The organism is Longimicrobium sp. (assembly GCF_036280135.1).
In the GTDB taxonomy this organism is placed as follows: domain Bacteria; phylum Gemmatimonadota; class Gemmatimonadetes; order Longimicrobiales; family Longimicrobiaceae; genus Longimicrobium.
On sequence record NZ_DASURI010000087.1, the window covers coordinates 1 to 10,910 of the forward strand.

General features: G+C 75.9%; 5 protein-coding genes. 4 read left to right on the forward strand and 1 reads right to left on the reverse strand.

Translation table 11 applies throughout. The features are described from left to right. The first annotated feature begins 93 nt into the window (after positions 1–93). The 4 genes from VFZ20_RS02940 to VFZ20_RS02955 all read left to right on the forward strand — a co-directional run bounded on the left by VFZ20_RS02940 (position 94) and on the right by VFZ20_RS02955 (position 8,385). The gene (locus VFZ20_RS02940; RefSeq protein ID WP_329682329.1) at positions 94–618 is read left to right on the forward strand and encodes a hypothetical protein; all 525 of its coding nucleotides are present in this window, start codon (positions 94–96) and stop codon (positions 616–618) included. A 30-nt stretch (positions 619–648) separates the two neighbouring features. Continuing rightward, positions 649–1,872 carry a hypothetical protein gene (locus VFZ20_RS02945; protein ID WP_329682330.1) on the forward strand — a complete coding sequence of 408 codons (1,224 nt, stop codon included), beginning with the start codon at positions 649–651 and terminating at the stop codon, positions 1,870–1,872. Between the two features lie 34 nt (positions 1,873–1,906). After that, positions 1,907–7,852, forward strand: a complete 5,946-nt coding sequence (locus VFZ20_RS02950; RefSeq protein ID WP_329682331.1) for an SdrD B-like domain-containing protein — start codon at positions 1,907–1,909, stop codon at positions 7,850–7,852. A 107-nt stretch (positions 7,853–7,959) separates the two neighbouring features. Further along, positions 7,960–8,385: a response regulator gene (locus tag VFZ20_RS02955; protein WP_329682332.1), complete on the forward strand. Its 426-nt coding sequence runs from the start codon at positions 7,960–7,962 to the stop codon at positions 8,383–8,385. A 471-nt stretch (positions 8,386–8,856) separates the two neighbouring features. Here VFZ20_RS02955 and VFZ20_RS02960 read toward each other — a convergent pair. Continuing rightward, the coding region (locus VFZ20_RS02960) for a hypothetical protein (RefSeq protein ID WP_329682333.1) at positions 8,857–10,910 on the reverse strand (2,054 nt) is incomplete at its 5' end.

Sequence of the window (10,910 nt, forward strand, 5' to 3'; positions counted from 1 at the left end):
TTCGGTCGATGGAAGCCTGGTTGGATGGAGTTGCACGCAGAACGCGGCCCGCGGGTGGGCCGCCGCGGTTCACCCTGTTCCCGTGAGGGATCGATGAAGCACCTGACTCGCCTTGCCCTGTTCCTGGCCCTGCTCGTGGCCGCGGCGACGCCCGCCGCGGCGCAGCAGGGAGGGCCCCGCCAGGCGTTCACCGTGACGGCCACCAACCGCACGGCCGCCCAGGCGCCCCAGGGCCAGCGGCGCGACGACCGGGCCCGCCCCGGCGACCTGGTTCGCTACCGCCTGGTCTTTACCAACGTCACGCCCGGCGCCGTGCGCGGGGTGACGCTGGCCAACCCGCTCGCTCCCGGCATGCGCTTCGTGGGCGGCTCGGCCCGCGCCGACCGCACGGACGCCCGCCTGGAGTACTCGGCCGACGGCGGCCGCACCTTCTCGGCGCAGCCGATGGAGGAGGTGGTCGTGGACGGGCAGCGCGTGCGCCGCCCCGTCGCCCCCGAGCGCTACACCCACGTCCGCTGGACGGTGGACGGAAACGTTGCTCCCGGCGCCACCGTGGTCGCCGAGTTCGATGCCCGCGTAGGCGCGGGCACCCCCGCACCCGCCACGAGCGGGCGCTAACCCCCTCACTCCCCGTAGAGGACCCCTGAGATGACACACGTCCTGAGACGTGCCGCGCTCGCGGCGCTGCTCCTGGCCCCGCTCGCGGTGCCCGGACGCGCGGCGGCGCAAGCCGGCCCCACGCCGGAAGGCACCACCATCACCAACACGGCGACGGCCAGCTGGACCGACGCCAACAGCAACACGTACTCGTCCGTCAGCGCCAGCGCCTCCGTCACGGTGGGCTTCCTGGCCGCGCCCGACGTGTCGTCGCCCACCACGGTGACGCCGGTGTCGCCCAGCACGGGCAACGAGCTGGCCTTTACGGTCACCAACTCCGGCAACGGCGTGGACAGCGTCACGGCCGCCTTTACGGTGGGCACGGGCGTGACGGTGACGGGCTACAAGCTGGGCAGCACCGTGTACCCCACGCTCAACGACCTGAACGTGGCCCTGGCCGCCACGCCCATCCCGGCCGGCAGCAGCGTGACGGTGACCGTGGTCTACACCGTGGCCCCGGGCCGCGGCGGCCAGACGACGCCCGTGAGCATGACGGCCACCTCGCGCCGCACGCCCACCACGAGCGACACGTCGTCCACCAACGTGATCCCGCCCGTGGCGGCGGCCGTGAGCACCACGCCCGACGGCGGCACGGTGCAGCGCCTGCCCAGCAACGGCACGCAGTACACCGCGGTGTTCACCGTCACCAACAACGGTAACGCCAGCGACAACTTCACCCTCACGGGCAGCACGGGCAGCGGCTCGGCCATCACCATCGTCTCGGTGAACGGCACGGCCGGCACGGGCAGCTCGGCCACCATCGCGGCGGGCGGCAACACCACCGTGAACGTGGTCTACACCGTGGGCAACGTGGCGGCGGGCACCACCCAGGACCTGATCCTGACGGCCACGTCGGCCAACAACGCCAGCATCAGCGACCCGGGCAACTACACCGTCACGGTGGTGCGCGCGGCGCTCTCCATCGCCAAGGCGGCGTTCCGCGACAACCAGACGACGGCCATCACGGCGTCGGACCGCGTGCTGCCGGGCGAGTACATCCAGTACCGCATCACCGTCACCAACACGGGCGGCGCCGCCGCCAGCACGGTGGCCGTGAGCGACGTGCTGCCGGCCGAGGTGACGTACGTCTCCACGTCCACCGACGCGACGGGCTGGACCATCAACGAGTCCGCCGGCACCGTCTCCGCCTCGCTCAGCGGTACCCTGGCCACCAGCGCCAGCCGGTACTTCTGGATCCGGGTGCGGATCAAGTAACGGCACTCAAACGAAACGCTCAGGGATCCAGGGGATGCGCTTCTTCTCGATGCGCTCGGGCGCGGGTGACCGCGGGCACCGCCAGGCTACGGCCTGGCGGGGGCTCGCGGGCGCCCTGCTGCTCGTCCTGGGGACGGCGGCCCACGCCGCCGCCCAGGTCCCCGACTCCCTGCCCGTGGTGAACCGCGCCACCGTGACGTACGAGGTGGGCGGCGTGGCGCACGCGGGGGGCGACACGGCCACGGCGACCGTCGTGCTTCAGCTTTCGGCGGGGGTGACGCTGGCCCCGCCGCGCCAGGCGACCGCCCGTCCGGGCGAGCGCCGGGTGCTTTCGCACCAGCTGCAGAACACGGGGACGGGCCCCGACCGCTTCTCCCTGGAGACGGCGGGCCCGGCCGGGTGGGGCCTCGCGCTCTACCTGGACCTGGACGGGGATGGGGTGCTCGGCGCGGGCGACACGCCCGTGACGGGCCCCCTCCCGCTGGCGCGCGGCGCTTCGGCCGCGCTGCTGCTGGTGGTGGACGTGCCCGCCGACGCGCCGGACGACCCGGCCGTGAGCGTGACCGTCCGTGCCGTCAGCGGGATGGACGCCGCGGTGCTCGCCACCGTGCGCGACGAGATCAACGTGCATCGCCCCCTTCCCGCGGTAACCGTGGGCAAGGCCGTGGACCACGCGCAGGCCACGCCGGGCGACACCCTTACCTACACGCTGTCCTGGGCCAACCGCGGCGACGCGGCGGCCCCGACGGCCACCCTGGCCGACCCGCTTCCCGCGGGGCTGCGCCTGGTTCCCGGCTCCCTGCGGCTGAACGGCACGTCCCTCACGGACGCGGCCGACGCCGACGCGGGCACCGTGGAGCGCGGCGCCGACGGCCGCGAGACCATCCACGTGGTCCTGGGCGACCTGCTCCCCGCCGCGGCCGGGACCGTCACCCTGCGGGCCGTGGTGGGCGCCGACGCCACCGCCTCGCTCACCAACGTGGCCACGCTGCGCTACCGCCTGGGCGAGAACGAGGGCGACACGGTGGCCGTGGCCTCGCCCGCCGTGCCCGTGACCATCGCCTCGCCGGAGCTCACGATCGAGAAGGAGATCGTGGGCGACACGCGCGTGCCGCTGGGCGCGGAGGTGCGCTTTCGCCTCACCTGGTCCAACGCCGCGGCCACCGTGCCCGTGCGCGACGCCGTCCTCGTGGACACGCTCCCCGCGGGGCTGACGTTCGTTTCCGCCGACGTGCAGCCCGAGGTGGACGGACAGGTGCTGCGCTGGCGGCTGGGCACCATCGCCGCCGGGCAGGCGGGCGCCCTGCTCCTGGTTACCCGCGCCACGGCGCGCGCGGAGGGCGACACCCTGCTGGTGAACCACGCCACCCTGCGCGGCGCCAACGCGGCGGCCGTCACGGCCGCGGCCGCGGGGCTGGAGGTGCTGCCGTTCCAGGGCGACGAGCTCGAGGTCACCAAGACGGCCGGCGTGCTCGAGGCCGGCCTGGGCGATGCCGTGCCCTACGCCGTCACCCTGCGCAACAAGGGGCTGGCGCCCCTGGCCGGCATCGTCCTGCACGACACGCTGCCCCAGGGCGTGCGCTACCTGCCCCAGCACCTGGCCGGCGCCGACAGCGCCCGCGTGGAGGGCCGCGCCCTGACCGTGTGGTGGAACGGCCCCCTGGCGCCCGGCACGGAGCACGTCGTCCGCTACGCCGTCACCCTCGTTTCCCCCGGCCGCGCGACGGCCGTGGAGAACCGCGTGACGGCCACGGCCGAGGGTGGCGCCGTGGCCAGCGCGCCCACGAGCGCCTGGGTGCGCGTGCGCCGCGGGTTCGCCATGCAGCAGCGCGTGGTGGTGGGCAAGGTGTGGTTCGACGCGGACGACGACGGCCGGCAGAACGGCGGCGAGCGCGGCGTGCCTAGCGTGGAGATCTGGAGCGAGGACGGCGAGGTCGTCGTCACCGACGCCGAGGGCCGGTACTCGTTCCCCAACCTGCGCACGGGCTCGCACGCCCTGCGGATCGACACCCTGGGCGTCCCCGCCGGCATGGGCGTGGCGCGCCGCTCCGACGTCATCGTCCGCGTGCGCCTGGACGGGTGGACGCTGCCCCGCGCCGACTTCCGCCTCGTCCCCCGCGCCGGCGGCCTCTCCGCCGCGCCCGCGCAGGGGATGACGACGACGGATGGCGCTGCCTCGATCTCCTCTTCCGCGTCCGTCGCGACGACGGCGGCGGGGATGACGACGGCGGAGCCGATGACGACGGCCCCCGCTCCGTCCACGCGGACGACGACGGCACCCGTCACGACCGCGGCCGGCACGACGGGGACGACGGCGGATACGGATGACGCGCGCACGCCGGCCATCCCCTCCCCGGCGATGGCCCGGCCGCGCGTGGAAGAGACGACGACGGCGGATGCGTCCTCGGCGCCGGCGCGGACGGGCGTGGAGGCGGCGCGCGCCGCGACGGCGTGGACGGAGGCGGACGCCGTCGAGGCGGCCGAGCGCCTGGCCGCCGCCGGCGAGCCCGACCCCTGCGGCCGGCCCGAGACCCCGGCCGCCCACCGGGCGCACATCGCCGGGACCCGTGACGCGGCCGGTGACGCCGTCTCGCCGCGCGTCGCGGTGGATTCCGTCGCGCGGATCGCATCGGCCGCTGGCGCTGGAGCCGGCGAATCGGCTGGACCCGTCGAGTCCGCCCGGTCGAGCGGATCGGCCGCGTCCACCGCATCGGCCGAGTCCGCCGGATCGACCGGATCGACCGAATCCGCTGCGTCTGCCGGATCGACCGAGTCCGCCGTGACGGCGCGGGGCGGTAATGGGGCGACGGACTCGATCGCTCCCGCATCCGCCGCCCCGGCCGACTCCGTCCCCGCCGCGCGCGTGGCGCCCCTGCGGACGGCGGGGGAGCGCGCGGAAGAAGCGGCCGGCACGTTCGCCACGGGGGCCGTGGTGCGCGTGGTGAGCCCGGCGGACGGTGCCGTCGTCTCGTCCAACCGCCTGTACGTGGGCCTGCTGGGCGAGCCCGGCGCGGAGGTCCGCCTCTTCGACGGCGCGCGGCAGATTGGCCAGGGCACCCTGCGGCCCGACGGGCGGATGGACTTCGTGGGCGTGGAGCTGGCCCCCGGCCCGCACCGCCTGCGCGCGTCCATGACCAACTCGTTCGGCAACGTGCGCTGGGACAGCGTGGCCGTGCACCGCAGCGGCGAGCCGGCCCGGCTGGAGCTCCCCGCCCAGCCCGTGCCCCTGCGCGCCGACGCCCGCGAGCGCACGGCCGTGCGGGTTCGCGTGCTGGACGAGTGGGGCGTGCCCCTGGCGGGCGGCGCCATGGTGACGGCCGAGGCCGGCCTGGCCCAGCTGGAGGGCGGCGACGCCGACGTGGCCTCCGTGGGCGTGCAGGCCGCCGTGGGCCCGGACGGATGGGCGGAGCTGCGCGTGCGCCCCGGCCACGAGGTGGGCGTGGGCGAGCTGCGGCTGGCCTCGGGCGACGCGGAGGGTGCCGTACCCCTGCACGTGCTGCCCAGCATTCGCCCCCTGATCGTGACGGGCGCGGGCGAGGTGGGCGTGGGCGCGGCGCCCCGGGCGTTCGGCAGCGTGACGGCCCGCGGCGCCGTGGGCCGCGAGACCTCGGTGAGCGTCACCTGGGACTCGCGCCGCGCCGGCGCCGACGAGAACGAGTTCTTTGGCGGCGGATACGACCCGCTGGACGAGGCCCGCTACCCCACCCTGGGCGACGGCAGCGACCGGCGCGTGCTGGCCGGCGCCACGCAGACGGTCTCGGCCCGCGTGGAGCACGGCTTTGACTGGGTGGAGCTGGGCGACGTGCGCACGGCGGAGTTCGGCGGCGACGGGCGCCTGGGCCTGTACCAGCGCGCGCTGACGGGCGTGAGCGGGCGGATGACGACGGGCGCCGTGACCTGGCGCGGCTACGGCAGCGTCACGGACCAGGTGCTCAGCCAGCAGCAGCGCCGCGGCGAGGGCACCAGCGGTCCGTACCGCTTTGGCGGCGGCATTCGCCCCGGCACGGAGCGCGTGGCCATCGAGATCCGCGCCCTGGACAACGCGGCCCGCGTGATCGCCCGGCAGGAGCTGGCGCGCTTCGCGGACTACCAGATCGACTACGCCACGGGCGACGTGCTGCTCAACCACCCCGTCCCCGCGGCGGACGCGGCCGGCAACCCCATCTACGTGGTCGCCATGATCGAGCGCCGCTCCGGCGGCGAGCGGCGGCTGGTGGGCGGCCTGCGGATGGACCTGGACGCCCTGCGCGTCATCCACGCCCCCGGCTTCGACTCCGTGCGCGTGTCGCTCATGGGCGTGCACGACGCGGGCGAGGGCGTGGTGGAGTCATCCGACCGCAACCTGGTGGGCGGCGGGCTGCACCTGCGCCGCGGCGGGCTGGCCCTGGGCGGCGAGCTGCTGCGCTCCATCCGCCCCGACTCGTCCGCCATGGCCGGGGTGGCCAGCCTGTCATGGACGCTGCCGGACGACCGGGCCCGCGTGGGTGCCGAGTGGCTGCGGGTGGGCGCCGGGTTCGCGCCGGGCACGGACCCGCGCCTGGCCGCCGGCGTCCGCGAGCTGCGGCTGACGGCCGACGCCCGCGTGGCCCGGGGCTCGCGCCTGCGGCTCACGCACGAGCGCCAGCGCTTTGACGGGTACGAGGTGGAGCGCGCCAACACGCTGCTGAGCGTGGAGCAGCGGGTGGCCGGCCGCGCCCTCACGGCCCAGGGCGGCATGAGCGCCGACGGCCAGGGCGCCGCCTCGTCGCGGGCGGCCCTGGGCAAGGTGACCATGGCCCTCACGCCCGACATGGACGTGTGGGTGGAGGGCGTGCGCAACGTGTCGCGCGACGAGGACCTGCCCCTGTCGCGCCCCAACCAGCTGGGCATCGGCGCGTCGTACCGCGTCTGGGAGGGCGTGCGGGCCGAGGCCAGCCACCGCTGGGTGAGCGTGGAGGGCGACTCGTCGTTCACGTACGGGCTGTCGGCGTTCAACCTGCGCACGGACCGCTTCTTTGGCGGGCAGCTGTGGGGCGGGCTGGAGCGGGCGGACGACGGCCGGGCCAACCACTCCGCCGTGCTGGGGTGGAGCCATCGCCTGGCCATCGCCGGCGGCTGGGCGGCCACGGGGATGTACGAGCGCCGCTTTGGCCTGAGCCGGGCGCCGCTGCTGGACCCCGCCCGCGCGCTGCCCTTTGCCCAGGCCGAGCGCGACCGTTGGTCGGCCGGGGCCGGGCTGGAGTGGCTGCCCTCCGACACCACGCCGCGCTTCAGCGCCCGCGCCGAGGTGCACGGCGGCGCCGAGACGCGCGGCTACCGCTGGGACCTGGCGGGCGACGCGCCCCTGGGCCGCGGGATGGTGGTGCTCACCCGTCACGACTGGCTGCGCGACGAGCGCAGCGACCTCGCGGGCGGCACCCTGGACAGCCGCCGCGACCGCTCGCTCCTGGGCCTGGCGTTCCGCCCCGTGGGCACGGACGCGCTCAACCTGCTGGGCAAGCTGGAGTGGCGGCGGACGGCCGGTCCCCTGGGCGGCACCACGGGCCTGCTCTCCGGCGCGGGCGACGACCGCCGCCTCATCGGCGCCATGGACGCCGTGTGGGCCCTGCGCCCCGGCACGGAGCTGGCGGGGCGCTGGGCCACGCGCTGGTCGCTGCGCAGCGACAGCGTGGCGGGCATCACGGACCTGGGCTCGCTGGCGCACTTTGCCGGCGCCCGCGCGGACCAGCGGCTCACCGAGCGCTTCCGCGTGCGCCTGGACGGCCGCCTGCTGGTGGATGCCCGGGGCCAGGCCAGCCGCTGGAACCTGGCGCCGGCCCTGGTGGCGGGCGCGGGCGGGCTGGAGCTGGAGGCGGGCTACCGCTTTGGCGACCTGGTGGACCCCGACTTCGCGGCGCAGGGCGGCGAGGGCTTCTACGCCACGCTGGGCATCCGCTTCACGGAGGGGCTGCTGACGGACGCGGGCACCTTCTGGCGCCGCCGCCTCTCGCGTGAGCCCTGAGGCCGCGCCGTTGTTCGAGGCCGGTCCCCCTCGTACGTTACACGTCCACGACGCAACGCGCGGCGCGCATCCGTCACGCCGCGGCACCACCTGGAAGCGAGCAGGAAATGCAGTACGCAGGAGCCCCGCTGATCGCCCTGGCGGATGACGACGACGCGCACGCCGACGTGGTGTGCGCCTGGCTGGAAGCCCTGGGCTACCGCATGACGCGCTTTCCCACGGGCGATGCGCTGCTGGAGTGGGCGGCGTCGTCGCCCGAGGTGCCGGCGGCGGTGCTGCTGGACGTGGAGATGCCGGGCCGCGACGGGTTCGCCGTCTGCGCCGAGCTGCGGCGGATGGCCGCGTACGCGCACCTGCCGTGCGTCCTGGTGAGCTCGCTTCCGGCGGCCACGCTGGAAGACGGCGCGCGCGTGTCCGGCGGATCGGGCTCCATGCGCAAGGACGCGTCGCTGCTGCCGCGCCTGGCGGAGTGGGTGATGGATGCCATCCCCCTCCCATCCTCCGCCGATGCCTCCGCGCTGGAAGCCGCCTGAGCGGATCGGCGACGATTCTCACACGCAGGAGGCCGGCCCCGATCACCGGGGCCGGCCTCTCGCGTATCCCCAATCCGCATGAACACCGCGCATCGGCGTTGATTTCCTGAGGGAGCGCCTGCGCAGGACTCGCCCGTTCACGAGACGATGGGCGCGACCGAAGGATCTTCTCCGCGGGGCAGGGACTTCGCTACTGGACGGGGTCCTTGCCAGGGCGAGAAGATCCTCCGGGGCCGCACGCCTCCTGCACGGGTCGAACCCGTGAGGGCCCCTCAGGAAACAATTGCCTTTCCGGATCCGGTAGCATGGCAGAATCCTCGTCGCGGGGAAGGCTGTACGGAAGGATTGCACACGGGGCCTTCGGCCAACGGGGTTAACGGTTTTTGATCAGTTACCGTTGACTCCGTTGGCCGAAGGCCCCGTGTGAGAATGCTGTTTCGTCCGTCCTCGAAGAATCTGATCGGATGCGGATCAGCGGATGCGGACGAGCATCCAGGCGGCGTCCAGGGGCGCGCCGTCAGCCGTGGCGGAGAGCGTGTACGCGCCGCCGAACCCGTCGTCCTCGATGAGCACGTAGCCCGGGCTGCCGTAGCGCGCGGCCACCGTGGCCGCGTTGCCGGCCAGCGACGCCTGGGCCGCGGGGTCCGCCCGGACGGCCTGCCCCCCGCTGCGCAGCGTGGCCGACGGCAGCCAGCCCAGCCCCGCGTCGCCCGCCGCCGTGCTCACCCGGGCGAACATGGGGTTCTGCAGGGCGGCGTTCGCCGTCAGGTCGTCGGCGGCCTGGCTGAGCGCCCAGCCCAGCAGCGCCGTCTCGGGCTCCCACCCGGGCAGCCGCGCGCCCATCCGCCCCGCCAGCCCCGCGCGTCGCGCCCCGGCGGGGTCCCAGCCGTACCATCCCTCCAGCGCGCCGCGGCTCACCTCCGCCAGCGCGTCCTCCTCCGACATCCCCCCGCCCACCAGGCGCAGCGCCAGGTCCGCCTGGAACGACGCGCTGCTGGCGTAGCCCGCCGTCAGGTCGCCGCGGGCGCCGGCCGCCAGCAGGGCGTAGGGCGCCAGCCGCGCGTCGCCCAGCCGGCCGGCCCACTCCCAGTTCTCCCCCGCGCCGATGCCCAGCGCGCGGCGCAGCGTGGTCCAAGCCAGCAGGTCGGCGTTGCCCTCCACGGCCCACGCGGGGGCGCCCGTGCCCAGCGTGCCCGCCGGCCGCGTTTCCGATGCCCACGCCGTCTGCCACGCGTGCGTCACCTCGTGCGCCAGGGTGCGCAGCAGGCCCGCGGCCGTAAAGGCGTACGCGCTGTTGACGAGCGTGTACGGATACGCGCGGCCGTCCGCGGGGACGGTGACGCTGGCGCCCAGGTACGCGCTGTTCTCGCGGCGGGCGACGACCAGCAGCTGCCCCGCCGCCGCGCTGCTCACGGGCCGCTGGGACGTGAGCGCCCGCTCGAGGAGGGGATACCCGTGCTGCACCAGCATGGCGAACGCGCTGTCGGCGTGGGCGATCCAGGCATCCGTCCCGCCGGCCGGCTGCTCGCCCTCGGCGATGGCGAAGACCAGGTGCCCGCCGTAGACGCGGACGACCCGCGCGGGGACGGGCGCGACACCCGCCTCGCGCAGCTCGAAGCGGTCGCCCTCGCGCCAGGGCGCCGTGCGGGCCGCGGGGCTCCCCGCGTACGCCGCCGTGCGGGGCGCGTGTCCCGGCGTGGCGGCAACGGAGGCGGATACGCGGTTCAGCGCGGGCGCCGTGCTCCCCGCCTCGGCCACGGCCACCGTGTACTGCAGGGCGGACGGGGCGGCGCCCTCCGGGCCGGAGCGCGCCGCGCGCACCCGGCGCGGATCCAGGAACGCCAGCGCGTACTGCGCGCCGGCCGCGGGGGCCAGCACCAGGCAGCGGGCCTGGGCCGCGTCCAGCCGCAGGGGCACGCCGATGGCCGGCGCCAGCTCGCCCGCGCGCCCGCGCCGCACCGTGAGCGGCTGCGCGGCGTCGGCCCCCGCCAGGGCCACGGCCTCCGCGTGGGAACCGCTGACGCAGCCCGTGGCGTCCGCCTGCACGACGGCCCGCAGCGTGGCGCTGTCCGCCGACACGACCCGCGCCGCGTGCCCGCCGACCGTCAGCGCCCCCGCCCGGTCCATGCCGAAGCCGCGCACGACCACCGTGTCGCCCGCCGCCGCGGCCGAGAGCGCCACGGGCCGCGCCGGCGACACGCGCACCGTGGCGCGGGCGGGCGCCGCGCCGGGGGCGCTCACGTCCACCTGGGCCGTGCCGGGCGCGCGGGCCACGATGCGTCCCTGCGCCAGGGCGGCCTCGTCCAGCACGGGCACGTCGTGCAGCCAGCGCGACTCGTCCGCCAGGCGCAGGGCCACGGACGCGGCCGGCTGCCCGTTCACGGACGCCGCCAGCGCGCCCGTCTCGCCGATGGCGGTAAGCGTGAGCTGGGCGTGGTCCAGCGAGGTGCGCGCGCCGTCGGAGGCGGGTCCGGTGGGCGATCCGCCCCCTCCGCACGCGGCGGCGGCAAGGAGCGCGGCAAGGG

Bases quoted from the DNA above. Each gene is read 5' to 3' on its own strand.
- VFZ20_RS02940 (WP_329682329.1), top strand. From the start codon at position 94: ATGAAGCACCTGACTCGCCTTGCCCTGTTCCTGGCCCTGCTCGTGGCC.
- VFZ20_RS02945 (WP_329682330.1), top strand. From the start codon at position 649: ATGACACACGTCCTGAGACGTGCCGCGCTCGCGGCGCTGCTCCTGGCC.
- VFZ20_RS02950 (WP_329682331.1), top strand. From the start codon at position 1,907: ATGCGCTTCTTCTCGATGCGCTCGGGCGCGGGTGACCGCGGGCACCGC.
- VFZ20_RS02955 (WP_329682332.1), top strand. From the start codon at position 7,960: ATGCAGTACGCAGGAGCCCCGCTGATCGCCCTGGCGGATGACGACGAC.